Genomic DNA, 213 nt, shown 5'->3' on the forward strand with positions numbered 1-213 from the left:
GCGTTCCAGTCCCAGTTGCCGCTGGCGGGGGTGGACTTGGGGGAGGACTTGAACGCGCCGATGTGCCCGCTCGTGTCCGCCAGCGCGGTGTAGTAGTCGATGGAGCCGTCGGGGCGGCGGTAGAGCATGGCGAGGTCGGTGCGGCCGTCGCCGTTGAAGTCCCCGGCGACGAGCTTCATCGCGTTCCGGTCCCAGTGGCCCTCGGCCGGCACC

The 213-nt window shown here is 70.9% G+C and carries 1 pseudogene; it reads right to left on the bottom strand.

The window, feature by feature from the left end:
• Positions 1 to 179, bottom strand: a pseudogene (locus PUR71_RS00660) (VCBS repeat-containing protein); the annotation flags it as partial.
• Positions 180 to 213: the final 34 nt, after the last annotated feature.

The sequence above is a fragment of the Streptomyces sp. SP17BM10 genome (assembly GCF_036322405.1).
Classification (GTDB): Bacteria; Actinomycetota; Actinomycetes; order Streptomycetales; family Streptomycetaceae; genus Kitasatospora.